The sequence below is a fragment of the Bradyrhizobium sp. th-b2 genome (assembly GCF_000426785.1).
GTDB lineage: Bacteria > Pseudomonadota > Alphaproteobacteria > Rhizobiales > Xanthobacteraceae > Bradyrhizobium > Bradyrhizobium septentrionale.
This window is the reverse complement of sequence record NZ_AUGA01000041.1, coordinates 1-22,418: the sequence shown is the minus strand read 5'-3', so window position 1 is coordinate 22,418 and position 22,418 is coordinate 1. Positions and strand designations below refer to the sequence as shown.

General features: G+C 64.8%; 26 protein-coding genes and 1 tRNA gene. 8 read left to right on the top strand and 19 right to left on the bottom strand.

All coding sequences use genetic code 11. From position 1 onward, the window contains the following. Positions 1 to 133 precede the first annotated feature (133 nt). The 5 genes from K359_RS0133720 to mgtE all read right to left on the bottom strand — a co-directional run bounded on the left by K359_RS0133720 (position 134) and on the right by mgtE (position 3,914). Positions 134 to 574, bottom strand: coding sequence for a hypothetical protein (locus K359_RS0133720; protein ID WP_029083266.1), 441 nt, complete (start codon positions 572 to 574; stop codon positions 134 to 136). A gap of 126 nt (positions 575 to 700) precedes the next feature. Beyond that, positions 701 to 907 (bottom strand): hypothetical protein, encoded by a 207-nt coding sequence (locus tag K359_RS0133715; RefSeq protein ID WP_029083265.1) that lies wholly within the window; start codon positions 905 to 907, stop codon positions 701 to 703. A gap of 132 nt (positions 908 to 1,039) precedes the next feature. Then, positions 1,040 to 1,288, bottom strand: a complete 249-nt coding sequence (locus tag K359_RS53715; RefSeq protein ID WP_156928790.1) for an alpha/beta fold hydrolase — start codon at positions 1,286 to 1,288, stop codon at positions 1,040 to 1,042. A gap of 775 nt (positions 1,289 to 2,063) precedes the next feature. Then, on the bottom strand, positions 2,064 to 2,399 hold the full coding sequence (locus tag K359_RS0133705; protein WP_029083263.1) for a DNA-binding transcriptional regulator: 336 nt from the start codon (positions 2,397 to 2,399) through the stop codon (positions 2,064 to 2,066). Between the two features lie 93 nt (positions 2,400 to 2,492). Next, positions 2,493 to 3,914, bottom strand: coding sequence for a magnesium transporter (mgtE, locus tag K359_RS0133700; RefSeq protein WP_029083262.1), 1,422 nt, complete (start codon positions 3,912 to 3,914; stop codon positions 2,493 to 2,495). Positions 3,915 to 4,022: 108 nt separating this feature from the next. Between mgtE and K359_RS0133695 the strand changes: the two genes are divergently transcribed. Then, entirely contained in the window at positions 4,023 to 4,829 is an 807-nt protein-coding gene (locus tag K359_RS0133695; RefSeq protein ID WP_035977584.1) for a polysaccharide deacetylase family protein, read from the top strand. A gap of 95 nt (positions 4,830 to 4,924) precedes the next feature. Further along, the gene (locus K359_RS0133690) at positions 4,925 to 6,298 is read left to right on the top strand and encodes a polysaccharide deacetylase family protein (RefSeq protein ID WP_029083260.1); all 1,374 of its coding nucleotides are present in this window, start codon (positions 4,925 to 4,927) and stop codon (positions 6,296 to 6,298) included. 4 nt (positions 6,299 to 6,302) lie between these two features. On the opposite strand, the gene K359_RS0133685 is transcribed toward K359_RS0133690, so the two are convergent. The 3 genes from K359_RS0133685 to K359_RS0133670 all read right to left on the bottom strand — a co-directional run bounded on the left by K359_RS0133685 (position 6,303) and on the right by K359_RS0133670 (position 7,286). Then, the gene (locus K359_RS0133685; RefSeq protein WP_029083259.1) at positions 6,303 to 6,677 is read right to left on the bottom strand and encodes a hypothetical protein; all 375 of its coding nucleotides are present in this window, start codon (positions 6,675 to 6,677) and stop codon (positions 6,303 to 6,305) included. A gap of 186 nt (positions 6,678 to 6,863) precedes the next feature. Beyond that, positions 6,864 to 6,948: transfer RNA gene (locus tag K359_RS0133675), tRNA-Leu, on the bottom strand. 92 nt (positions 6,949 to 7,040) lie between these two features. Continuing rightward, positions 7,041 to 7,286 carry a FliM/FliN family flagellar motor switch protein gene (locus K359_RS0133670; protein WP_021080574.1) on the bottom strand — a complete coding sequence of 82 codons (246 nt, stop codon included), beginning with the start codon at positions 7,284 to 7,286 and terminating at the stop codon, positions 7,041 to 7,043. Positions 7,287 to 7,346: 60 nt separating this feature from the next. Here K359_RS0133670 and lipB point away from each other — a divergent pair, with 60 nt between their 5' ends. Together lipB and K359_RS0133660 are read left to right on the top strand one after the other, a co-directional pair. Beyond that, positions 7,347 to 8,078: a lipoyl(octanoyl) transferase LipB gene (lipB, locus tag K359_RS0133665; RefSeq protein WP_029083258.1), complete on the top strand. Its 732-nt coding sequence runs from the start codon at positions 7,347 to 7,349 to the stop codon at positions 8,076 to 8,078. 4 nt (positions 8,079 to 8,082) lie between these two features. After that, on the top strand, positions 8,083 to 8,745 hold the full coding sequence (locus tag K359_RS0133660; RefSeq protein WP_029083257.1) for a GDSL-type esterase/lipase family protein: 663 nt from the start codon (positions 8,083 to 8,085) through the stop codon (positions 8,743 to 8,745). 27 nt (positions 8,746 to 8,772) lie between these two features. Here K359_RS0133660 and K359_RS0133655 read toward each other — a convergent pair whose 3' ends face one another. Then, entirely contained in the window at positions 8,773 to 9,201 is a 429-nt protein-coding gene (locus K359_RS0133655) for a 4-oxalocrotonate tautomerase family protein (protein WP_029083256.1), read from the bottom strand. A 119-nt stretch (positions 9,202 to 9,320) separates the two neighbouring features. Between K359_RS0133655 and K359_RS0133650 the strand changes: the two genes are divergently transcribed. Further along, positions 9,321 to 10,175: a LysR family transcriptional regulator gene (locus K359_RS0133650; RefSeq protein ID WP_029083255.1), complete on the top strand. Its 855-nt coding sequence runs from the start codon at positions 9,321 to 9,323 to the stop codon at positions 10,173 to 10,175. Positions 10,176 to 10,196: 21 nt separating this feature from the next. On the opposite strand, the gene K359_RS0133645 is transcribed toward K359_RS0133650, so the two are convergent. The 4 genes from K359_RS0133645 to K359_RS0133630 all read right to left on the bottom strand — a co-directional run bounded on the left by K359_RS0133645 (position 10,197) and on the right by K359_RS0133630 (position 13,315). Beyond that, positions 10,197 to 10,529 carry a hypothetical protein gene (locus tag K359_RS0133645; protein ID WP_029083254.1) on the bottom strand — a complete coding sequence of 111 codons (333 nt, stop codon included), beginning with the start codon at positions 10,527 to 10,529 and terminating at the stop codon, positions 10,197 to 10,199. 103 nt (positions 10,530 to 10,632) lie between these two features. After that, complete coding sequence (locus K359_RS0133640) at positions 10,633 to 12,069, bottom strand: TIGR01777 family oxidoreductase (RefSeq protein WP_029083253.1); 1,437 nt, start codon at positions 12,067 to 12,069, stop codon at positions 10,633 to 10,635. After that, positions 12,066 to 12,731 carry a DUF4166 domain-containing protein gene (locus K359_RS0133635; RefSeq protein ID WP_029083252.1) on the bottom strand — a complete coding sequence of 222 codons (666 nt, stop codon included), beginning with the start codon at positions 12,729 to 12,731 and terminating at the stop codon, positions 12,066 to 12,068. The genes K359_RS0133640 and K359_RS0133635 overlap by 4 nt, the downstream gene beginning before the upstream one ends. Before the next feature lie 26 nt (positions 12,732 to 12,757). Continuing rightward, a complete protein-coding gene (locus K359_RS0133630; protein WP_029083251.1) occupies positions 12,758 to 13,315 on the bottom strand; it encodes a GbsR/MarR family transcriptional regulator in 558 nt (185 codons plus the stop codon). Positions 13,316 to 13,555: 240 nt separating this feature from the next. Between K359_RS0133630 and K359_RS0133625 the strand changes: the two genes are divergently transcribed. Then, positions 13,556 to 14,368, top strand: a complete 813-nt coding sequence (locus tag K359_RS0133625) for a class I SAM-dependent methyltransferase (RefSeq protein WP_029083250.1) — start codon at positions 13,556 to 13,558, stop codon at positions 14,366 to 14,368. Positions 14,369 to 14,377: 9 nt separating this feature from the next. Here the strand turns inward: K359_RS0133625 and K359_RS0133620 are convergent, their stop codons facing one another. From K359_RS0133620 to K359_RS0133605, 4 genes are all read right to left on the bottom strand, one after another. Next, on the bottom strand, positions 14,378 to 14,677 hold the full coding sequence (locus K359_RS0133620) for an acylphosphatase (RefSeq protein WP_029083249.1): 300 nt from the start codon (positions 14,675 to 14,677) through the stop codon (positions 14,378 to 14,380). Then, positions 14,674 to 15,540 carry an oxaloacetate decarboxylase gene (locus tag K359_RS0133615; protein ID WP_029083248.1) on the bottom strand — a complete coding sequence of 289 codons (867 nt, stop codon included), beginning with the start codon at positions 15,538 to 15,540 and terminating at the stop codon, positions 14,674 to 14,676. The genes K359_RS0133620 and K359_RS0133615 overlap by 4 nt, the downstream gene beginning before the upstream one ends. Positions 15,541 to 15,656: 116 nt before the next feature. After that, positions 15,657 to 17,672 (bottom strand): acetyl/propionyl/methylcrotonyl-CoA carboxylase subunit alpha, encoded by a 2,016-nt coding sequence (locus K359_RS0133610; protein ID WP_029083247.1) that lies wholly within the window; start codon positions 17,670 to 17,672, stop codon positions 15,657 to 15,659. Positions 17,673 to 17,861: 189 nt separating this feature from the next. Continuing rightward, positions 17,862 to 18,068 (bottom strand): hypothetical protein, encoded by a 207-nt coding sequence (locus K359_RS0133605; RefSeq protein ID WP_016840474.1) that lies wholly within the window; start codon positions 18,066 to 18,068, stop codon positions 17,862 to 17,864. 244 nt (positions 18,069 to 18,312) lie between these two features. Here K359_RS0133605 and K359_RS0133600 point away from each other — a divergent pair, with 244 nt between their 5' ends. Next, positions 18,313 to 19,122 (top strand): thermonuclease family protein, encoded by an 810-nt coding sequence (locus K359_RS0133600; protein ID WP_029083246.1) that lies wholly within the window; start codon positions 18,313 to 18,315, stop codon positions 19,120 to 19,122. A gap of 80 nt (positions 19,123 to 19,202) precedes the next feature. Beyond that, positions 19,203 to 21,665, top strand: coding sequence for a PAS domain-containing sensor histidine kinase (locus K359_RS0133595; RefSeq protein ID WP_029083245.1), 2,463 nt, complete (start codon positions 19,203 to 19,205; stop codon positions 21,663 to 21,665). Positions 21,666 to 21,684: 19 nt separating this feature from the next. Here the strand turns inward: K359_RS0133595 and K359_RS0133590 are convergent, their stop codons facing one another. After that, positions 21,685 to 21,981: a septal ring lytic transglycosylase RlpA family protein gene (locus K359_RS0133590; RefSeq protein WP_029083244.1), complete on the bottom strand. Its 297-nt coding sequence runs from the start codon at positions 21,979 to 21,981 to the stop codon at positions 21,685 to 21,687. A gap of 89 nt (positions 21,982 to 22,070) precedes the next feature. After that, positions 22,071 to 22,418, bottom strand: a 348-nt coding sequence (locus K359_RS0133585) for an integrase core domain-containing protein (RefSeq protein ID WP_029083243.1), incomplete at its 5' end; no start/stop codon positions are given.

The following is a 22,418-nucleotide window of genomic DNA, read 5'->3' as shown; positions in this document are numbered from 1 at the left end:
TGCCGCATCATCGCGACATAATCGTCGCGCGTTCGATTCACGCGGCGGTTGCAGCGCGCGCGAACGGATATTGAATCGATGTCATTGAAGCGATGCCGGCAAGCGCGTCGGCGTTATGCGCAGCCCAACCCTACTATCTTGCTCTCAGTGCCGCATCCGCTACCCGTATGGCTTCCGCCTGGTCATCCGACGCAATAATCGCTTCATAGATGGCCTCGTGAAGCTGTCTGGAGTCGGGAGAGAGGGCAAATGCCAGTGCTGCCGCCGCACGCGCTTTGCGAAATACGAGTAAAGCCTGTGACGACGTGGCGTCAGATTCCCCGCTGAGCTTGAAGTATTGCTCGTCAAACCGCGCGGTTAAGGAGTCGAGCCTCTGCCGCACACCGGGCTGGGCGCTTCCGCCATGACGAAGAAGATTAATGGCAGCGTCCACTTCGTCCCCCTGCAATCCCGCTCGCGCAACGGCAACGAGACACGTCGCCAAAGCCGCATGTCGTCGCTGGTCGTCATTCGCCCGCCGAAAGGACCCGGCCAAACCCGGTGATATCGAATCAAGACGCAGGAGATTCTCCATCACGGAACCTTCAATGGTGTTACGGGAGTTTCTCCAACTCCCTCAATGAGCAATGCGCAGGAGACGTAAATCGGACGTGTGGCGCCAGCCACGCAAAAACACGCTCATCAGATCAATTCATTTTAACTACTTGATATCGTCATATCCGTAGAATTTTGGATTTGACAGAATTTGATTGACCAGCGACTCCGCCTGACTCTCCAGGTCAAGGTGGGTCAGAATCTCGATCATTTTCGATTGATCAACTGCACGGACTGCCTTGTCCCATTCTGCCAACCGGCCAGAAACGACGATCCGTTCGTTCAATGTCATGCCAGCGTAAGGTGATTGCACATTCTGGCTCCGTGAACGCAACTCGTGGCGCGCATGTAAGCGGAAGATCGTCCACTGCCCAACCGTGTCACGAGACTTGCTGCGCCTCACGGGGAATAACATCGGAGCTGCCGAACTGATAGCCCTACTCTTTCATCCCGTGATCGAAGCACTCACGCTCGGGGATTGCGCTGCGGCCCACGGCCGCTTTCGACCTGCGAGAGGATCGCCGACGATCCGGTTGTATTCGTCGGGCTCCTCGATGTTGATGGCGTGGCCGCTATTCGGCATCACCGCGAGCGCGGCCGACGGGATGCTCTGCTTCATCAGGATGCCCGGCAGCAGGCACGGCCAATCCGCGTCGCCGGTGATGATCAGCGTCGGCACATTGATGCGCTTCATCTCGTCGACCAACGTGTAGAGCGACGGACGCTCCTTCCACCCCGGGTGCGGTCCCGCCGAATTGCCAATTACTGAGTTGCCTGATGTCAAGCCCCGGAGAAGGCGTCTTCAGTTTTTCCGAATTTGCTCTTGACGCGGACCCCAACTCACCGGTCTAATGCCGCCGTCTCACCCGATGAGGGGCGCTCGCGATCGTCACGAACGTTGCGGTGAGATGCGGTGGACGCCGATTGCGCAACTGACGAGGACGCAAGAGGCGGACGGCGAAGTCGTGCAGGCCTGACGCCCTAGCGGCAGTGTCCTCTCGTAAAGCGCGCAAGCGTTTTTGCGAGGGCGGTGACAAGCAAGCCCGGTCTCGCCGGGGCGAGCACGTATAAGCCGTAAGCCATCGCGCAGGGAAAGCCGGAGTTCCCGGTTACACCTGTGGTCCTACCTCCGGTGCTTTTTGTTGCACCGGACCCATGGGTGCGATCGGTACCCGGCTTTCCCTGCGCCCTCTGTGTGAGATGAGGGCGGAACGAAGAGCAAAGCTCGGACAGAACATGTCGCGAGAACGCGAATGTGTGAATCACAACTCGCGCAACACACTCAATGTCGTCCCGGCGCAGGCCGGGATCCATAACCACAAAAGTCTATTGTTGAGCGTCGCTGGAACGACGAGTCCCGTTCACTACAATTGCTGCGGCGTATGGGTCCCGGCCTTCGCCGGGACGACACTGAAATTGTGGCGCATATGCGCAATCAATTGGTTGAGGACGGAGCCCGCCGTATCAGTTCAAGCCGCCGTCGGCTCGCTCGACAGCGCCGCGAACACCGTTTCCGGCGAATGGGCGATCACGGCGAGCAGCGCGCGGGCGGGGCCGCGCGGGGCGCGCTTGCCCTGCTCCCAGTTGCGGATGGTTTCGACGGGCACGCCGAGCTTGGCGGCGAATTCGAGCTGGGTCAGTTGCGCGCGGCGGCGCAGATCACGCACGACCAAGGCGCGCACCGCCGGTTGCGAGGTTGCGGGCGACATGGTCGGCACCGCCGGGTGTGCGGGCACGAGCGGGACTTCCTGTCCGTCGCGCAGTTCGACGATCCGTCCGTCCGCCTTGAGCCGCAAGCGCTGCATGATGGCCCCCGTGATGGCCCCTTGGAGATGGAAGCATCATCCGCGAACCCCGTTAAGGCGCGATTAACGATAAACCAGCCGGCTGGCGCTGGCCTATTTCAGCCCGAACCACAGCGTGGCGATGCCGAGGAACGAGAAGAAGCCGACCACGTCGGTGACGGTCGTGACGAAGGTGCCGGAGGCAACCGCGGGGTCGGCCCGCACCCGATCCAGCACGATCGGAATCAGGATGCCGCCGAGCGCGCCGGCGACCAGGTTGCAGATGATCGCAAGCCCGATCACAAGGCCAAGACCGGGGATCTTGAACCAGGCCACCGCGGCGATGCCGGTGATCACGGCAAAGGCGATGCCGTTGACGAGACCGACCATAGTCTCGCGCAAGACGACACGCATCGCGTTCGCCGATCCGAGCTCGCGCGTGGCAAGCGCGCGCACCGCGACCGTCATGGTCTGGGTCGCGGCATTGCCGCCCTGGCTCGCCACGATCGGCGCCAGCACCGCGAGCGCCACCATCTTCTCGAGCTGGCCCTCGAACAGGCCGAGCACCGACGAGGCCAGGAACGCAGTGGCGAGATTGACCAGCAGCCAGTTGAAGCGGCCGCGCGCGATGGTCCAGACCGTGTCGGACAGCTCTTCGGGATGGGTGACGCCGCCCAGCGCCTTGAGGTCCTCGTCGGCCTCCTCCTCGATCACGTCGACGACGTCGTCGATGGTGATGACGCCGACCAGCCGGTCGACGGTATCGACCACGGGAGCTGCGACGAGATTGTACTTGCCGAACATCCGCGCGACCTCTTCCTGGTCCTCCAGCGCGGAGACGCGGCGACGGTCCTCGTCGATCAGGTCCTTGACCGGGACCGGGCGACGGGTGCGCAGCAGCACGTCGAGCGGCACGGCGCCGAGCAAGTGCTTGTCGGCGTCGACGACATAGATCTCGTAGAAGCGGTCCGGCAGATCGGGCGTGTCGCGCATGTAGTCGATCGCCTGCCCGACATTCCAGTCCGGCGGCACCGCGATGAACTCGGTCTGCATCCGCCGGCCGGCGGAATTCTCCGGGTACAGCAGGCTGCGCTCGATGTCCTCGCGCTCGGCCGCCGGCAGCTTCTCCAGGATCTCTTCCTGGTCCTCCTCGTCGAGGCTTTCCAGGAGCTCGACGGCGTCGTCGGATTCGAGTTCGCGGACGCCCTCCGCCACCGTCTCCGGCTCGAGCTCCTCGAGGATCTCCTCGCGGACCGTCTCGTCGACCTCGTTGAGCGCCGAGAAGTCGAAATCCGTGCCGGTGATCTCGACCAGGGTGACGCGGTCGTCCGGCTCCAGCGCCGCGATCAGGTCGCCGAGATCGGCCTCGTGCAGTTCCGCGACCACCTCGCACAGCAGCGGCCGGTCCGCGGCGTGAATGGCCCGGGTGACCTCCGCGACGAATTCAGGGCGCAGCTCGCCCTCCTCGTCCCGCATCGGCATCCGGGCCAGCGGGTCGGTCTCGGCGGGTTCGGCAACGTCGAAATTCTCGGCCATGCCGTGTTTCGCCGGTTTGACAGGAGGGGAAAAACTGCTCTGATGAGTGCGGAACGGATTACCTAATCGGCGGTGCCCAGTGCAATGAGAAATATTGCAATTAGAAATATGTCGAGCGGCCAACGGTCAATCCTGAACGTCGTCGCGGCGCTGATCGCCCTCGCGCCGGCTGCGCTGATCGCCTCCGCGCAGGCCGCCGAGTGCCAGCGCAACGACGCGCTCGGCACCTCGCGTGTGCTCGAGGTCGATCCTGCGACCTATCCGCGCGTCGGGCTGAAGAGCTTTCCGCAGACCCTGCCGCTGCGCGACGGCGAGATCGTGCTGACCTTCGACGACGGCCCGACGCCGGGCACCACCGACAAGGTGCTGGCGGCGCTGGCGAGCGAATGCGTGCGTGCCACCTTCTTCATGGTCGGCCGCAACGCGGCTGATCATCCCGATATGGTCCGCAAGGTCGCGCGCCTCGGCCACACCATCGGCTATCACACCTGGGACCATCCGCATCTCAACAAGCTCCCGTTGGACCAGGCCGAGGCGAACATCAATCGGGGGATAGAAGCGGTCGGCAAGGCCCTGCGCGGAACCGAGAGCACGACCCCAAGCACGCCGTTCTTCCGGTTCCCGTACTTCGAGTCGACGCCCACCCTGCTGAATCACCTGGAAAAGCGCGGTATCGCGGTGTTCGGAGCCGATTTCTGGGCCAGCGACTGGGTCAAGATGTCGCCCGAGGAGGAACTCAAGCTGCTTACCGGGCGGCTCGAAGGCCACCGCAAGGGCATTATCCTGCTGCATGACGCGCAAATGCGAACAGCCGAGATGCTGCCGGCCTTTTTAAGGTATCTGCGTGAGCATAATTATCACGTCGTCCACATCGTCCCGGCGGCGATGAAGACCGTGTCCGACCGGTCACATTGAACCCGGAACCAGAACTGGATTACAGACCGTTAAGGCGGCGTTCATGGCGCCATACCTAAGGATTCGTCAGTGCGTTTGGAATGCGGCCGAATTTGATGATTGCGAACGTCCTGGTGACTATCCGGAAGCGGTCGCGGACCGTGATCGGCGCGGCGCTGCTCGGCTGCTGCTTCATGGCGCCGCAGGCCGTTCGCGCTGCGGATTGCCCGGGTAACCCCAACGCACTCGGCACCTCGCGAACCCTCGTCGTCGATCCCATGGAGCATCCGCGGATCGGCACCATGCAGTATCCGGAGACACTGCCGCTCGCCGATCACGAGGTGGTGCTGACCTTCGACGACGGCCCGCTGCCGAAATACAGCAACCAGGTGCTGGCGATCCTCGCCAGCCAGTGCGTCAAGGCGACCTTCTTCACCATCGGCTCTCAGGCCCGGTTCAATCCGGAGGGCGTGCGCAAGCTGATCGCGGCCGGACATACCGTCGGCACGCACAGCCAGAACCATCCTCTGACGATGAACAAGATGCCGCTCGAAAAGGTGAAGCAGGAGGTCGACGACGGCATCGCCTCGACCCTGGCCGCGCTCAACGGCGACAAGAGCAAGCTCGCGCCATTCTTCCGGATTCCCGGCCTGATGCGCGCCGAGATCCCGGAAGCCTACCTGGCCTCGCAGGGCATCCAGGTGTGGAGCGCCGACTTCCCGGCTGACGACTGGCGCCACGTCTCGCCGCAGCGGGTCTATGATCTTGCGATCCAGCGCATCGAGGCCAAGCACAAGGGCATCCTGCTGCTGCACGATATCCAGCCGCGCACGGTGGCAGCGCTGCCGCGAATCCTCAACACGCTGAAGGAGCGCGGCTACCGCATCGTTCATGTGGTCCCTGCAACGGCGGACCGCCCGGCGACACCGACCGAGCCGCAGCAATGGTTCATGCATCCGCCGACCGAGACGGTGGCGATCACGCGCTGGCCGAAAATTCCGAACTTCGTGTTCACGGCGACCCGGACGCTGCCTGCACCTGTCTTTGCAGACATGGACTGGCGCGACGCCGACATCCTCGATCACGCGCAGCGCAGCCGAATAGCGGGGCCTGTCCGCACGCTGTGGCCGCAGCCGCAGCTCGCGCAGCTGGCGGCGGTCTCGACATTGCCGATTCCCTCGTCCGACGTGTTTCGTGTTCCCGAAGCGCTGGACCTGACCCTGCTCGCGACGCGATCGGCGGCCAGTCGCCGGATCGCGCAACGTCCGACAATTGCCCCGGGCGCCGTCGGACCGCGCGCGCAGGCGATCTCCGCGCGCCAGGCCAGGCATCCGAAGCAGGCCGCGCATCAACCTCCCGCTGCGGCTCACGGCAGAGCCCACGCCGCGCCCGGACACGCCGCGCCGCCGGCTGCGAGCAATGCCTCGGTCCGCCTCGCCAAACGCAACCCACGCGCCGAAGCGTCGGCCGGCAAGCGCGTGGCCGACTGAGGAACTAACTGGCGACGATCTTGGCGACGCAGAGCAGGATCACCAGCGCCAGGAAGAAGATGTCGATATAGGATTTGATCTCGCCGGCATGCCTGAGCTCGGTGACACCGGCGACGATCTGCCGGCGCGAGGCGGTCGCATTGGGCCCCTCGCCGGCCGCCGCTGCCAGCCGCCGCGTCTCGCCTTCGAGGCGCTCGATGCGCTGGAAGAAGGTGAACGAGCGCAGGCCCGAGAATGCATGCATCGCCGCATAGACCAGAATCAGGATCGCGACCGTCGCGCGCTGCTCGTACTTGTCGAGCAAGTTCAGCGTGAAATAGACCAGCCCCAGGAACACGAAATTGGAGAGGACACGGTAGGCGTAGCTAGCAAAGATCATCAGGCGCTCCGGGTGGGGCAGGCTTTACGGCCGCGCACCCGCGAAACTACCCGCGCGGTGTTACAGGATCCCGTCGGCCGGCACCTCCGCATCACCGGCCGGCTCCCGATCCGGACGCCACGCCGGCATCGCCGGCGTGCAGTCCCTCATCGAAAAATCCAGCGATTTCAAGGATCAGCTGAGGTGTGGTGCGCTCGGAGGGACTCGAACCCCCACGGTGTTACCCACTGCCACCTCAAGGCAGCGCGTCTACCAATTCCGCCACGAGCGCTAAGGATGTCGGATGGAACCCTAAGGCGCCGCCGCATCGACGGGGCGATGTAACAAATCATGCATGCAGGGACAAGGCGCTAAATGCGAGAATTAACTGCGAACTCCGGGAGATTTCGGCAGCATTTGCTTGACCTCGACCGCAATCCTGTTGCGGTCGACCAGCACCACGCCGCTGGCCACCGGCAGGTTGTTGGCGAGGATCTTGACCTCGTCGGCCTCGGTGGCATCCAGTTCGATGATGGCGCCGCGGGACAGCCGCATGACCTGATGAATCGGCATGGTGGTCGTGCCGAGGACCACCATGAGATCTACGCTGACTTTATCGAGGGTGGGCACTTATGAACCGCCGAACCGGAACTAAATTGTGCATTCACCTGACCACGTTAGGGTTAGCTAATGGTTAACGACCGCCAAAGCCTCGATTTGACGACCTTTGCGCGCCCTTCGGGCGGCGGCGCGGTCGAATGGCGGATTTCGGACGGCCCGGTGCCCTACCCCGATTCCCTCGCGACGATGGACGCAAGGGTGGCGGCGATCGCGGCCGGCGAGGCAGCCGAGCTGGTGTGGCTGCTCGAGCACCCGCCGCTCTACACCTCCGGTACCAGCGGCAAGGCCGATGACCTGCTCGCTCCGCGCTTTCCGACCTTCCAGAGCGGCCGCGGCGGCCAGGTCACCTATCACGGCCCGGGCCAGCGCGTTGCCTATGTGATGCTCGACCTCAAGCGGCGCCGGCCGGACGTGCGCGCCTATGTCGCCTCGCTGGAGGAATGGATCATCCGCACGCTCGCCGCCTTCAACGTCCGCGGCGAGCGCCGCGAAGACCGCGTCGGGGTCTGGGTACGGCGCCCGGACAAGGGACCGGGCTTTGAGGACAAGATCGCCGCGATCGGCGTCCGGCTGCGCCGCTGGGTCTCATTCCACGGCATCGCGATCAATGTCGAGCCGGAGCTCTCGCACTTCCAGGCGATCGTGCCCTGCGGCGTGGTCGACCCACGTTACGGCGTCACCTCGCTGGTCGATCTCGGGCTGCCGGTCACGATGGCCGATGTCGACATCGCGCTCCGGCACACCTTTTCCGAGGTGTTCGGCGACAGCGCGGCGCGCCTGCCGGAAGCGACGGCGCTGTGACCTGATGCGCAAGTGGTTCCTGGTCGCGTTGATCGTTCTGGCCTCCGCAAGCCTGGTCTATCGCCTGCTGGACACTCCGGTCGAAAAACTTCGACAGAACGCAACACTGCAGCGCGTGCAGGATTTCATGACGCGTCATGGCAGCGAAAAGCCGGTCGCTTTCGTCGGCGACAGCCTGGTCGAAAGCGCCAGCTTTTCGCCTGCGATCTGCGGACGACCCGTCTTCAACGCGGGTTATGCCGGTGCGATCGCTAGCGGCGTGCTTCAACTGGTCAAGGAGTTCGAGCGCATCAAATTTTCCCCGGGCATTGTCGTGATCTCGGTCGGCGTCAATGACAGCCTCGTGGTCGACCGGCGTCCCTTTGCCGAGTCCTATCAGGAGATCGTACAGCGGGCCGGCGCGCATGGCGCCAAGGTCTTCCTCGTGTCGCTGGCACCGATTGCCGGATCGGGCGTGCTGGCAAATGCCATCGACCGGTCGCGCTTCGCCGACATCGACCGGGTGATACGGCAGACCGCCCGTGATCGTTCGATCCCGCTCATCGATGTCGGCACGTTGCAGACGCAGGCGAGCCCCCAGGTCGAGGACGGCATCCATCTCAGCGCAGATGGCTATGCCGCCTGGACCGGCACGATCGAGAGCACAATCGGCGGGCAGTGTCCTTGAGGCGCGCGCCAGCCGGACAACTGGCAATCATGCCGCTGCTTGCTGCGGCGCGACCTCGAGCTTGCCGGCAATGTAGCGGCGCTCCTGGGTCAGGCCGCCGAAGCCGTAGGCATCGCCCTTCACCTCGTCGACATGGGCGTAGCTCTCGGTGTGGAGCGGGCCGAGCAGTTCGCCCATCCGGCTGAACAGCGCGGCGAGATAGGCCGCCTTCTCGTCCTTGGTGTTGGTGCCCTCCGTAACGTGGATGTCGAGCCAGTAGCTCGCGAGCCCCTGCTCGGCGAGCGACTTGCCACCCGCGAACCAGTCGGCGGCATCGGCCGACTTCACGATGATGGCGGTGACCTTCGGATCCTTGTGCAGGATCCCTGCGGTCAGGTCTGACACCGCAGCGGCGATATCGGACTTCAGCGACGGCCTCTCGCGCGAGGTCGCATAGGTGACGGTGATGAGCGGCATGATCGGTCTCCTTGAATTCGGTTGGCGCGGGTCAACCGCGCCTCCCCTAGCTAGACCTTTCGCCATCATCTTGGTATCTTATCTAGATGGATAGCAATGATAACGATTGTTGATCATCAATGACGACGCTCGATATCGATACCGTGCAGGCCTTTCTCCTCGTCGCCGAACTGCAGGGCTTTACCCGCGCCGCCGAGGCGCTCGGCACCACCCAGGCGGCGATCAGCATGAAGTTGCAGCGGCTCGAAACGCTGCTCGGCAAGCGGCTGGTCGAACGCTCGCCGCGCGCGGTGCGGCTGACCGCCGACGGCGCCGCCTTCCTGCATCATGCCCGCGCGCTGATCGAGGTACATGACCGTGCACTCTCCGGCGAAAAACCAACACGGCAGCAGCTCACGCTCGGGATCAGCGACCACGCCGCAGGTCCGGAGCTGGTGCCGCTGCTGGAGCGGCTGCACGCAATGGCCTCGCAGCTCGCCCTCGCCGTGACCATCGGCTTCTCACGCGAAATGCTCGACGCCTACGATGCCGGCGAGCTCGATGCTGTGATCGTGCGCCAGGAAGGCAGCCGGCGCGGTGGCGAGAAATTGACCGAGGACGAATTCGGCTGGTTCGCCACCAAGCGCTTCGTGTGGCCGCGCGGCGAAGCCTTGCCGCTGGCGACGCTCGCGCCGCCTTGCGGGGTACGCGCCTTGGCGGTCCGGGCGCTGGACAAGGCCGGCATCGCGTGGACCGAGGGCTTCGTCGGCGGCGGTGTCACCGCGGTGGTAGCCGCCGCACTCGCAGGGCTTGCGGTCGCGCCGCTCGTCCGCCGGATCGCGCCGCCGGGCCTGATCGACATCGGACCTGCGCACAGATTGCCGCGGCTCGGCATGTCAAAAGTGATGCTGCATTCGAAGGTCAGCGACCCCGCCAAGTTGGCCGCATTGCGGACCCTGGCCGCGACGCTCCGCAGCGTGGCGTCTGCAGCGTAGTGCGGGCACTGCTCTGCGGCATCACGAAGAATGCTCGGCGGCTTCCAGCTCTCGCACGACAAACCAGTAGGTCAGACCCGCAACGAATCCGGCTGCGACGAACAGACAGACGAGTCCTGATGTCCAGACGGCCGGAGACCGCAGCAGCACCGTGATGCTGAGCGCGCCGATCGCAGCGCCTGCGCCGGCGAAGAACCCTGCGGATCGGATCCGGAGCTCTTCGCTAAGCCAGATCGCGATCGCTGCGGGAATCGCGGTCAGCAGGCATGTGATGACGAAAACCAGGAATGAGGGAAGCAGAAGCGCGATGACGCCTCCCAGCAGCCTGATGATGTCGCCGCCGGATGCGACCATCAGGAGGGTCTGGGCAACGCCAGAGAGAACCGCAGTTGCGGCTCCGCATCCGGCGAACCAACCTCCGAAAGCATGGGAACAGCTGCTTGACATGCCGCCCTCCTCACAGGATCGCATCGAACGCGCTACGCAAGGTTTCGTGCCGGAACACAAAACCGTTGCTCAACGCCTTGTTCGGCAGCACCCGCTGGCCGCCGAGCAGCAGCTCATCGGCAAAATCGCCACCGACTGCGCGGAGCAGCGCGGCAGGGACACGGAAGATCGCGGGCCGGTGCAGGCGGCGCCCCAGCTCCTCGGTGAATTTCGTGTTGGTCACCGGGATCGGCGCGGTCGCGTTGACAGGGCCGGACAGTTCGGGCCTCGCGATCACATGCGCGATCAGGCGCACCAGATCGTCGCGCTCGATCCACGACATCCACTGCTTGCCCGAGCCGAGCGGACCGCCGAGACCGAACTCGAACGGCGTCAGCATCCGCGTGATGAAGCCGCCGTCGGTGCCGACCACGAGACCGATCCGCAAATAAGCCACACGCACGCCGTGATCGGCAGCAGGCCTGGCCGCATTCTCCCACGCTTCGCACAGCTCGTGACTGAAGCAGGCGTGGGATTTCGCCGATTCCGTCAGCACCTGGTCCTGCCAGAGCCCGTACCAGCCGATCGCCGAGCCGCTCACCAGCACCGACGGCTTGCGCTCGAGGCGCGCGATCAGCCTGACGACCTCCGCCGTCATGTCGATCCGCGAGGCGAGGATCTTCCGCCGCTTGGCCTCGGTCCACAGGCCATTGCCGATCGGTTCGCCCGCGAGATTGACGATGGCGTCGATCCCTGAGTCGGAAGGCAACTGGTCGAGGCTCGTGATCAGCGTCACCGGCGGCGCCAGCATCTCGGCCTTCGCGGGGTTGCGGATCAGCGCGATGACCTGATGGCCTGACGCGGTGAGGCTTGCGACCAGGCGGCTGCCGATGAAGCCGGTCGCGCCGGTGACGAGCACGGTCTGCCGCGCCGGCAATTTCTCAACCAGCGTCGTGGCCGGCACGCTGGCCATCCGTCCGAGGCGTCTTGCCGCGGCGAAGTCTCGCGCACCGAACAGCGCAGCGCCGAAGGCTACGGCCGTCGCGAACAGACTGAGCAGACCCGCAGAGGCTGGCGCGACGGCCGTCGGCAGCATTGCCCAGCCGATCAGGACCGGCACCAGCAGCACCAGGATCGCGCCATAATTGATCGCCAGCAGCGTATGGTTGATCCGTTCGCTCGGCGGCAGCTTTCGGCTCAGATCCTCCTCGACGAAGTCCATCAGCGTGATGACGACCTCGACGACCAGCACGGCCATGACGGCGATCGCAAAAATGCCGTGCACCTCGAGCCAGCCGAGCACCAGGAACAGCAGCGCGTAGAGCATGTTCCGCACACTGTGCAGCTGCAGCTCATGGCGCTGCGACGGACGCCAGGCCAGCCGCTCGGTGAATTCGTGGTGATAGAAGGTGTCGAACGCCCCCATCGCGATCTGGATGGCGACGAGCGTCCAAAGCAGCGGCGTCATGACGAGGCCTCCCTGAACACGGCGGACTGACGGATCAGCCGGCCCAAACGCGGGTGGATGATCTCGAGCGTGAAGCGGAAGTCGCCGCAGCCGAGATCGGAATGGGTCACGGTGAGAGCGCCGGGCGTGAGCCATTCGGGCAGCTGCAGGCGAAACGGGCCGAACTGCAGCGAATAGCCGACGCTGCGAAACACTAGCGCCTCGTGCTCGACCGCGATCCGCAGCGCCATGCTGACGCCGAAGCCGACATACTCCTCGAGGCCGGTCGGACCGGCAAAACGCTTGGCGGAATGAATCACCTGCGGGAAGCCGTCGCGGCGCGCGCAGATGCGGGTCCAGATCTGGCCGCCGCTTGCCGCATCCTCGGTGACCGTGACGATCATCGGCACGCCGGTCTCGGTGCCGGTTGGAAGCGGACCGCCGATCAGCCGTGCGACCTGTGCCAGCCACCAGCCGGCGCGGCTGCTCGAGGCTTCCTCGACCTCGCCGACATAGACGACGGTGTTGCCGTCCTCGAAGCGTTTCGAAAAACGCCGCCAGATCGCAACCGGCAGGCGGCCCCAATCCTCATCCGGCAGCAATGCGCGGAAGCGATGGTCGTCGAGCAGTTTTGTATCCGGGACCGGCGATGTCTTGAGGCTGGATATCCTTGCTGACGCCATCGCACACTCCCGTTACGCCGCCGCCTCTATTTGGCCCTGCCTGTGGGCAGGAAACTTACGATCTTCTCGCCGAGCCTGATCAGCGCGACCAGCCGCGGCCGCGGCACGTTCAGCATTTGCGTGTACCAGCGGTCGACGAGCTCGGTGAATGTCAGCATCTCCTTCAGCCGCTTGCTGGCGAGCGGACTGATGGCGGGATCGTCGGCCGCGTCGGAGACGCAGGCGCGCAGCGCCGCCAGCGCGGGATCGATCTCGCGCTCCTTGCGCCCGGCCGCGATCTTGGCCGCGACCTCCCAGATATCGGCCTCGGCCTCGAAGTGGTCGCGACGGTCGCCGAGGATCGGCACCCGCCGGATCAAGCCCCAGGACAACAGCTCCTTGATCGAATTGGAGACGTTGGAGCGCGCCATGCCGAGGGTGTCGGCGATGTCCTCCGCGGTCATCGGCGCTTCGGCAAGATAGAGCAGCCCGTGGATCTGGCTGACCGAACGGTTGACGCCCCATTCGTCGCCCATGTCGCCCCAATGCAGGATGAAGCGCTCGACGACGGCAGGCAGTTTTTTCTTGGCGGTTATTTCTGTCATGACAGAAATATCAGACCATTCGGAGCGGAAGTCAAGAGCCGCCGGCGCCGCTCGTGAGGGGGGCGCGCGACCCGGAAGGCCACCCTGTGTGACGCACCGGTGAGTGCACTTGATCGTGGGTGACGCGTTTTCCTTTGTGGTTGCCGAGGTCTTCGGCCAAGCTGATCGGGGTGGACCATTTTGGGCCGTAGACCGGGCTCTCGATGTGAGCCGGCTTCACGGCCGCCAGGGAGATCGCCGATGCCAGCGTCAGACGAGGAGTTCGTCGGGTCCATTCCAGAGCTTTACGACCGGCTGCTGGTGCCGATGATCTTTGAACCCTATGCGCGCGATTTGGCTCAACGCGCGAAGGCTCTTGGCCCGCACGAACTGCTCGAGACGGCCGCGGGCACCGGCGCCGTCACCCGCGCACTGTCGTCGGCGCTCGGCCGCGCCACGAGGATCACAGCGACCGACCTGAATGAACCGATGCTCGAACGGGCGAAATCGCGGATGCCGGACGCGACCGATATCAGGTGGCGGCCGGCCGACGCCCTCAACCTGCCGTTCGACAATGCGAGCTTCGATGTCGTCGCCTGCCAGTTCGGCGCGATGTTCTTCCCCGACAAGCCCAAGGGTTACTCGGAGGCGCGTCGTGTCCTGAAGCCGGGCGGCCGCTTCCTGTTCAACATCTGGGATCGCATCGAAGACAACGAGTTTGCCGACGTGGTGACCCAGGCATTGGCGGAGGTCTTTCCAGCCGATCCGCCGCGATTCCTGGCACGCACGCCTCATGGGCACTATGCGGTCGACCCGATCCGGGCAGATCTTGCGGCCGCGGGCTTCAGCAAGATCGAGATCGATACCGTCCGGAAGCAAAGCCGGGCGAATGCGCCTCGCGATCCGGCGATCGGTTTTTGCCAGGGTTCGCCCTTGCGCGGCGAGATCGAGGCGCGCGGCGGGATCGGCCTTGATGCTGCGACCGAGCACGCCGCAGCAGCGCTCGCGCACCGCTTCGGCAAGGGCGCGATCGAAGGCCGCATTCAGGCGCTGGTGATTTCAGCCGTCGCGTAACAACGTGCTTCAGACCGTCGGCAGGACCGAGAACCGCTCCCCTGCCCGGCGCTGGTTCAAAAGATCGGGATTGACCGCCGTAGCCTGCACGGCATCGACGCGCGCAGAGAACGGACCGCGGTTACATGCTGCGATCATGTCGGTGACGACGTCGTCAGCTCCGGCAAACACCGCCTCGACGCCGCCGTCGCGGCGGTTGCGGACCCAGCCTTCGAGGCCGCGCGAAGTCGCCTGCTCGTCGACCCAGGCGCGGTAGCCGACGCCCTGGACACGGCCGCTGATGGTGACGTGGCGGATCACGCCGCTCATTTCTTCAGACCGAGGAACTCGCCGCTGCGCGCCTTGGTCTCCGCCTCGCGCATCACGCGGCCGGTCAGTTCGGGAGAGGCGATGCCTTTGAGGTTCTTCGGCGAGGTGCCTTCGCGCAGCGCCTTCAGCGTCTCGTAGACGGCCTGGGTAGCGGCGGCGAACGGCGCATGGCCCTGCAGCGCGATCCTGACACGCTGACTGGTCAGATAATCCAGCGCGGTCATCTCCTCCGGCGCGCCGCCGAGCACGATCGGCAACGTCGTCGCGGCCGAAAGCGCCTCCAGTTCGCCGCGCGACTTGATGCCGGTGAAGAACAGGCCGTCGACGCCGACCGCCTCATAGGCCCTGGCGCGTGCAATCGCATCGTCGAGACCAGCGATCGAGACGGCGCCGGTCCGGCCGAGGATCACGAGCGACGGATCGCTGCGGCCGTCGAGCGCGGCCTTCATCTTGCCGACGCCTTCCTCGAGCGAGATCAGCTGCGTCTTGGCCTGGCCGAACGCCTGCGGCAGCAGCGTGTCCTCGATGGTGAGGCCGGCGGCACCTGCGGTTTCCACTTCCCGGACCGTGCGGCGGACATTGAGCGCATTGCCGTAGCCGTGGTCGGCATCGACAAGCACCGGCAGGCTCGAAGCACGCGACATCCGGCGTATCTGCTCGGCGAACTCGGTCAGCGTGATCAGCGCGATATCGGGATCGCCGAGCACGGCGAGCGAGGCGACCGAGCCACCGAACATGCCGAGTTCGAACCCGAGATCCTCGGCAATCCGGATCGAGGTCGCGTCATAGACCGAGCCCGGGCGAATGCAGGTTGACCCACTCAGAATCGATCGCAGTGCTTCGCGGCATTTGCGGAAGGCCATGGTGTTTTCTCCATCCACGTCATTGCGAGGAGCAAAGCGACGAAGCAATCCATTCTTGTTTGTGAGGAGAAATGGATTGCTTCGCTGCGCTCGCAATGACGAGGCAGTTGCTCTTGCTAAGCGAACTCCAGGATCAGCGCATCGACCGCGAGCGTGGCGCCGGCGGCGGCGTGGATCTTCTTGACCGTGCCGTCGCGCTCGGCGCGCAGCACGTTCTGCATCTTCATGGCTTCCACGACCGCCAGCGTCTCGCCGGCCTTGACCTCCTGGCCCTCGGCCACCGCGATCGACACCACGAGACCGGGCATCGGGCACAGCAGCTTCTTGCCGGTGTCGGCCGCCGAGGTCACCGGCATCAGCCGCGCCGACGTCGCCTCGGTCTCGGTGAAGACGTAGACCGGCACCTCATAGCCCTGATGCGCGAGCCGGAAGCCGTTGTTGATGGCCCGCACCTGCAAGGCGACAAAATTGCCGTCGATGGTGCCTTGCCAGACCGGCTCGCCCGGCGCCCAGCTCGACACGAGGTTGTGCGGATTGCCCGGCAGGCCGTCGGCGCCGATGAAGCGCACCGCGATGGCGTCATCCTCGCGCGCGACGTCGAGCGCGATCTCGGCGCGGTCGAGCCACACCGCGCGGCGGCGCTCACGCTGCACCACGCGGCCACCCATCTGGCCGGAAATCTGCCGCTTGCGTTCGCCCAGCACGTGATCGATCGCAGCACCGACCGCGGCCAGCCGCCGCGCGATCTCACCCTCGGGCGCGCGCGCCGAAAACCCCTTCGGGAATTCCTCGGCGATGAACCCGGTCGAGAGCCGGCCCTCGCGCCAGCGCGGGTGGTTCATCAAGGCCGACAGGAACGGAATGTTGTGCCTGATGCCGTCGACGTAGAACGCATCGAGCGCGGTCGCCTGCGCCTCGATCGCGGCCGCGCGCGACGGGGCGTGGGTGACGAGCTTGGCGATCATCGGATCGTAGTGGATCGAGATCTCGCCGCCTTCCTGGACGCCGGTGTCGTTGCGGATGGTGATGCCGTCATGGCTGGCCTCGGCCGGCGGACGGTATTTCACCAAGCGGCCGATCGACGGCAGGAAGTTGCGGAACGGATCTTCGGCGTAGACGCGGGACTCCACCGCCCAGCCGGTCAGCGTCACGTCCTTCTGCGCGAGCGCGAGCTTCTCGCCGGCCGCGACGCGGATCATCTGCTCGACGAGGTCGATGCCGGTGATCAGTTCGGTGACGGGATGCTCGACCTGCAGGCGGGTGTTCATCTCCAGGAAATAGAAGCTCTTGTCCTGGCCGGCGACGAATTCCACGGTGCCGGCCGAATCGTAGTTCACCGCCTTGGCCAGCGCGACCGCCTGCTCGCCCATCTTGCGGCGGGTCTGCTCGTCGAGCAGCGGCGACGGCGCCTCCTCGATGACCTTCTGGTTGCGGCGCTGGATCGAGCACTCGCGCTCGCCGAGATAGATCACGTTGCCATGCTTGTCGCCGAGCACCTGGATCTCGATGTGCCTGGGATCGGTGATGAACTTCTCGATGAAGACGCGGTCGTCACCGAACGACGACTCCGCCTCCGCCTTGGCGAGGTTGAAGCCTTCGGCGACCTCCGATTTGGAATGCGCGATGCGCATGCCCTTGCCGCCGCCGCCGGCGGACGCCTTGATCATCACGGGATAGCCGATCTCGTCGGCGATCTGGACGGCGTGCTTGTCGTCCTCGATGACGCCGAGATGACCCGGCACGGTCGAGACCTTGGCCTTGGCCGCGGCCTTCTTGGATTCGATCTTGTCGCCCATCGCGGCGATCGCGCCGGGATTCGGGCCGATGAACACGATGCCGGCAGCTTCCAGCGCGCGCGGAAATGCCTCGCGCTCGGACAGGAAGCCGTAGCCGGGATGCACGGCCTCAGCGCCCGTCTTGCGGCAGGCCTCGACGATCTTGTCGATCAAAAGATAGCTCTCGGCCGCGGCGGGCGGGCCGATCAGCACGGCTTCGTCGGCCATCTCGACATGCAGCGCGTCGCGGTCGGCCTCGGAATAGACGGCAACCGTCTCGATCCCCATACGGCGCGCAGTCTTGATGACCCGGCAGGCGATCTCGCCGCGATTTGCGATCAGGATTCGTTTGAACATGCTCTTCTTGCTTGGGCTTTTTTCGACTTGAATTTGTCTATTGGGTAGGATCCTCCCCGCGCAATCCGGCACGGGCGATTGGCCACTCCGTCGTACAGCAAATTGCCCCGGAGGCAACGGTCTAATGCAGACCCCGCCCGGTGCTTGGCCAGTCCTTGGCCAGTCCTTGGCGGTAGCCTGAGGGGTATTTCAGCCCGAATAGGTCTTGAAGCGGCCGCGCGAATGCGCCTTCGCCACGGCTTTCATCAGCTCGCTGACCTCGTTCTCCAGGAATTCATTGGCAACGATCAGCGCCCGGATGGTTGCGCGCAAATTGCCGCCGCAAGCCGAGATGGCCTGATCGACAGCCGCTTCCAGCCCGTCATCGTCGTCAGATTCGGGCCGTGCAGACATCATGAGGTATCCGGGATTCAGTTGGCGCAACATGTTCCTATTTTGTTCTCATCAAGTCAATCGGATCTTTGATCGGATGCCACCGCGCACGCGGCTCGCACGAACGGGCCCGCTCTCGAACGGGCCTTGGTTGGATCGCGCCGGCCTGTGCTAGAAGTTCGGCTGCCCGCCCCAAGACCTGCCATCAAGATCTGACGCCCAAGCCCTGACGTCCAAAACCTGACGCCCAAGCCCTGAAGTGAGAATGATGCGGTTTCGAAATCCGGTCGCCACGACGCTTCTCCTGACCAGCCTGTCTGCGACGCTCGGCCTGTCTGCGACGCCCTGCCTGTCTGCAACCCCCGCCCTCGCCGCCTCAGCGGTCATCAAGGATGCCGGCGCCATTCAGCTCGGCAACACGACCTATCGGCTCGACGGCATCGACGCGCCGGCCGCCGATCAGCTCTGCATCGACGAGCATGCCGATGTCTGGAGCTGCGGGATCGAGGCGCGCGACCAGCTCACCAAGCTGATCGGCGGCAAGCCGATTCATTGCGACGATATCGGCGTCGACCCCACCTTCAAGAAGCGCCGCCTCGGCGTCTGCAAGATCGAGGGCGACCCGACCAGCCTAAGCGAGCTGCTCGTCCAGAAGGGCTACGCGCTCAATGTCGAGACGTCGGCCACTGGCCGATTCAAGCCGGATGAAGCGACCGCGAGGGACAATCGTGCCGGGCTCTGGAAGGGCTGCTTCGTGGCGCCGCGCGATTTCCGGACCGGCAAGAAGGACGGCGCCCTGCTCGGCAACGCCTGTCCGGCCGACCGCGACAAGCAGATCCGCGATGCGCTCTTCCCCGATGACCTGCCGATGCCGGCAAGCTGCAACATCAAGGGCAAGTACGCCGTGCGCGCCCGCGTCACCGGCAATGTCGGCATCTATCACCTGCAGGCGTGCCGCAGTTACCCCGGCCTCGACAATCCGGATCGCTGGTTCTGCTCCGAGGAGGATGCCCAGGCCGCCGGGTTCCGCAGGGCCTATAATTGCCGTCCGCCCAAAGACCAAGCCAAGACCAAGTGAAGAGCAAGTGACCGCGATAAATCACGCTGGCAAAGCCGCCTTGTCCTGTGTGAAAATGCGCCAAGAGGTTGCCGGCGCGTATGACCCCACCCGATCCCGCTGATGTGCTCCCCGAAACTGCGGCAGCCGAACGGCTGCGGCAGCACCTTGAGGAGATCGCGCGCGAACGCGATCGTGCCCATCGCGAGCTCCAGGAGCGCGAGGCCGAGCTGGCGCGGATCCAGCGCATTGCCCGGGTCGGCGGGCTCGAGATCGATTTCCGCGACGGCGTGCGCAACCGCCGCTCTCCCGAATATCTCCTGGTGCACGGGCTGCCGCCCGAAGAGGTCAACGAGACCTATGAGAACTGGGTCGCGCGCATTCATCCCGAGGACCGCGAGCGCACCATCCAGCATCTGTTCGGCGTGCTCAAGGCCGGCGGCGAGGACTACACGGCCGAATACCGCATCATCCGCCCGAACGACGGCGAGAGCCGCTGGATCCGCGTCGTCGCCAAGATCGAACGCGACCGCAACGGCCGAGCGCTGCGGCTGGTCGGCGCCGATCTCGACGTCACCGATCAGATGCTGGCGCAGGAGACCCTGCGCGAGAGCGAGGAACGCTTCCGCCTGATCGCCGACAGCGCGCCGGTCCCGATCTGGGTGACGAAGCTCGACCGCACCCGCTCCTTCGCCAACCAGGCCTATCTCGATTTCCTCGGCCTGCCATTCGAGGAAGCGGTCGTGTTCGACTGGCGCAAGGCGCTGCATCCGGATGATCTGCCGAATATCCTGCAAGAGCAGATCACCGGCGAGCTCTCGCTCAAGCCGTTCGTGCTCGAGGCGCGCTACCGCAATGCGGCCGGCGACTGGCGCTGGCTGCGTTCGGAATCGCAACCGCGCTGGGACCCGACCGGCAAGCATATCGGCTTCATCGGCGTCGCCCACGACATCACGGCCGCCAAGGAAGCCGAGATCGAGCTGCGCAAGCTCAACGAGTCGCTGGAGCGGCGCATCCTCGAGCGCACCGCGCAGCTCGAATCCCGCGAAGCCCAGACCCGCGCGATCCTGGAAACCAGCCATCAATACCAGATGCTGCTGAACCGGGATGGCGTCCTGCTCTACACCAACCAGACTGCGCTCGCCGGCATCGGTACCGATGCCGCCGATGTCGTCGGCAAGCCGTTCTGGGACACGCCGTGGTTCGCCGCGACCGACGGCATGCCGCGCCTGATCCAGAATGCCTTCGCGACCGCAATGCGCGGCGAGGAGGTCAAGATCGAGCTGCTACTGCGCCTGCCGGCGGGCGAGCGCTATTTCGATTTCGCGATGCGGCCGCTGCAGGACCAGCACGGCACGATCGTCGGCGCGGTGCCGGAGGCGGTCGACATCACCGAACGGCGCCGCGGCGAGGAAGCGCTGCGACAGTCGCAGAAGATGGAGGCCGTCGGCCAGCTCACCGGCGGCGTCGCGCACGACTTCAACAATCTGCTCACCATCATTCGCTCGGCGACCGACTTCCTGCGCCGCCGCGAGCTGCCGGATGAACGCCGCCGCCGCTATATCGACGCGATCGCCGAGACCGTGGAGCGGGCGTCCAAGCTGACCGCCCAGCTATTGGCGTTTGCGCGCCGGCAGCCGCTCAATCCCGAAGTGTTCAATGTCGGCACCCAGGTCGACAGCGTGACCCAGCTGATCCGCCCGCTGGTCGGCGGACGGATCCACATCGAGATCAGGATCGACGATCCCGACTGCTTTGCGATCGCCGATATCGGCCAGTTCGAGACTGCGTTGATCAATCTTGCGGTCAACGGCCGCGACGCGATGAACGGCGAAGGCCTGATGACGATCAGAGTCAGGAAGGCCAACAGCATCCCTGCCCTGCGCGGCCAGGCCTCGCGCAGCGGCGATTTCGTGACGGTCTCGATCCAGGATACCGGCACCGGCATCTCGCCGGAAAATCTCGACGCGATCTTCGAACCGTTCTTCACGACCAAGGAGGTCGGCAAGGGAACGGGCCTCGGATTGAGCCAGGCCTTCGGCTTCGTCAAGCAATCCGACGGCGACATCGAAGTCACCTCTACGCCCGGGCACGGCGCGATCTTCACCATCTATCTGCCGCAGGCGATGCGCCCGGCCGACACCAAGGTCGCAGCCAGCGCGGGCACCGAGCAGACCTCGATCGGCCGCGGCTATCGCGTTCTCGTGGTGGAGGACAATGATGATGTCGGCCAGTTCTCCACCGAGCTGCTCGAGGATCTCGGCTATTCGGTCAAGCGCGCCGCCAATGCCAACGCGGCACTCGCGATCCTGTCGGAGAACGAGTTCGCCGCTGACCTCGTGTTCTCCGACGTGATCATGCCCGGTATGAACGGCGTCGAGCTCGCAGGCGTGATCCGTCACCGCTTTCCCGGCCTGCCGGTGGTGCTGACCAGCGGCTACAGCAACGTGCTCGCCGAGAACGCGCATAGCGGCTTCGAGCTGATCCAGAAGCCCTATTCGGTCGAGGCGCTGTCGCGCACGCTCAGGAAGGCGATCGCCGAGCAGCGGGCTTCCAAGCCCTGATCCCGCCTTCGGGCGCGCCCTATTCGATCACCACATGCGCGACGCCCAGCTGAAGGATGCCAAGCGCGCGGGCCGCCGTGGTCGAAACGTCGATGATCCGTCCGCGAATGAACGGGCCGCGATCATTGACGCGGCACCGGATTGATTTCCCGTGATAGGACACCGTGACCATGCTGCCGAACGGCCGCTTGCGATGCGCACAGGTCATCTCGCCGCTCCTGCCGATGCCGTGATAATAGGACGCAAGGCCACTCTCTGCGGTTGCCATGGACGAGGCAAACAGCAGCATGGCCGCGGACGTAGCTGCGGTTTTCATTGATCGCCTGCCGGTCGAGCCCCGCAAGGGAACGCGGTTCCGGCAAAACAGTTCCCGTCAATATTGGGGAGACGGCGCCAGTCGGCGCCCTAGGTGTTTAGTCCCGGCATTTGCTGGAGCGGATTGAGGGTGAATCGTTCGGGCTCCTTTGTCCAGGCTTTGCAGATATATTCGTAGGGCGTGAGGCCCTTCAGGGTCTTCAGCCGCCGAGCGTAGTTGTATGCGTTAATGAAGTCAGCAAGGTGTGCTTCGAGCTGATCGTGTCGATCGTAATGATAGCGTTGGACGGTCGCTTCCTTGATCGTGCGGTTCATGCGCTCGACCTGCCCATTGGTCCAGGGATGCTTGATCTTGGTCAGCCGATGTTCGATGCCATTCTCTTGGCAGCGCATATCGAACATATGCGTCACGTATCTTGCCGTCGGGCCGTCCGCGTA

Coding starts and splice junctions, on each gene's coding strand:
- K359_RS0133720 (WP_029083266.1), bottom strand. CDS start 574: ATGGAGAATCTCCTGCGTCTTGATTCGATATCACCGGGTTTGGCCGGG.
- K359_RS53715 (WP_156928790.1), bottom strand. CDS start 1,288: ATGAAGCGCATCAATGTGCCGACGCTGATCATCACCGGCGACGCGGAT.
- K359_RS0133705 (WP_029083263.1), bottom strand. CDS start 2,399: ATGCAGCGCTTGCGGCTCAAGGCGGACGGACGGATCGTCGAACTGCGC.
- mgtE (WP_029083262.1), bottom strand. CDS start 3,914: ATGGCCGAGAATTTCGACGTTGCCGAACCCGCCGAGACCGACCCGCTG.
- K359_RS0133695 (WP_035977584.1), top strand. CDS start 4,023: ATGTCGAGCGGCCAACGGTCAATCCTGAACGTCGTCGCGGCGCTGATC.
- K359_RS0133690 (WP_029083260.1), top strand. CDS start 4,925: ATGATTGCGAACGTCCTGGTGACTATCCGGAAGCGGTCGCGGACCGTG.
- K359_RS0133685 (WP_029083259.1), bottom strand. CDS start 6,677: ATGATCTTTGCTAGCTACGCCTACCGTGTCCTCTCCAATTTCGTGTTC.
- lipB (WP_029083258.1), top strand. CDS start 7,347: ATGGTTAACGACCGCCAAAGCCTCGATTTGACGACCTTTGCGCGCCCT.
- K359_RS0133660 (WP_029083257.1), top strand. CDS start 8,083: ATGCGCAAGTGGTTCCTGGTCGCGTTGATCGTTCTGGCCTCCGCAAGC.
- K359_RS0133655 (WP_029083256.1), bottom strand. CDS start 9,201: ATGCCGCTCATCACCGTCACCTATGCGACCTCGCGCGAGAGGCCGTCG.
- K359_RS0133650 (WP_029083255.1), top strand. CDS start 9,321: ATGACGACGCTCGATATCGATACCGTGCAGGCCTTTCTCCTCGTCGCC.
- K359_RS0133645 (WP_029083254.1), bottom strand. CDS start 10,529: ATGGTCGCATCCGGCGGCGACATCATCAGGCTGCTGGGAGGCGTCATC.
- K359_RS0133640 (WP_029083253.1), bottom strand. CDS start 12,069: ATGACGCCGCTGCTTTGGACGCTCGTCGCCATCCAGATCGCGATGGGG.
- K359_RS0133635 (WP_029083252.1), bottom strand. CDS start 12,731: ATGGCGTCAGCAAGGATATCCAGCCTCAAGACATCGCCGGTCCCGGAT.
- K359_RS0133630 (WP_029083251.1), bottom strand. CDS start 13,315: ATGACAGAAATAACCGCCAAGAAAAAACTGCCTGCCGTCGTCGAGCGC.
- K359_RS0133625 (WP_029083250.1), top strand. CDS start 13,556: ATGCCAGCGTCAGACGAGGAGTTCGTCGGGTCCATTCCAGAGCTTTAC.
- K359_RS0133620 (WP_029083249.1), bottom strand. CDS start 14,677: ATGAGCGGCGTGATCCGCCACGTCACCATCAGCGGCCGTGTCCAGGGC.
- K359_RS0133615 (WP_029083248.1), bottom strand. CDS start 15,540: ATGGCCTTCCGCAAATGCCGCGAAGCACTGCGATCGATTCTGAGTGGG.
- K359_RS0133610 (WP_029083247.1), bottom strand. CDS start 17,672: ATGTTCAAACGAATCCTGATCGCAAATCGCGGCGAGATCGCCTGCCGG.
- K359_RS0133605 (WP_016840474.1), bottom strand. CDS start 18,068: ATGATGTCTGCACGGCCCGAATCTGACGACGATGACGGGCTGGAAGCG.
- K359_RS0133600 (WP_029083246.1), top strand. CDS start 18,313: ATGCGGTTTCGAAATCCGGTCGCCACGACGCTTCTCCTGACCAGCCTG.
- K359_RS0133595 (WP_029083245.1), top strand. CDS start 19,203: ATGACCCCACCCGATCCCGCTGATGTGCTCCCCGAAACTGCGGCAGCC.
- K359_RS0133590 (WP_029083244.1), bottom strand. CDS start 21,981: ATGAAAACCGCAGCTACGTCCGCGGCCATGCTGCTGTTTGCCTCGTCC.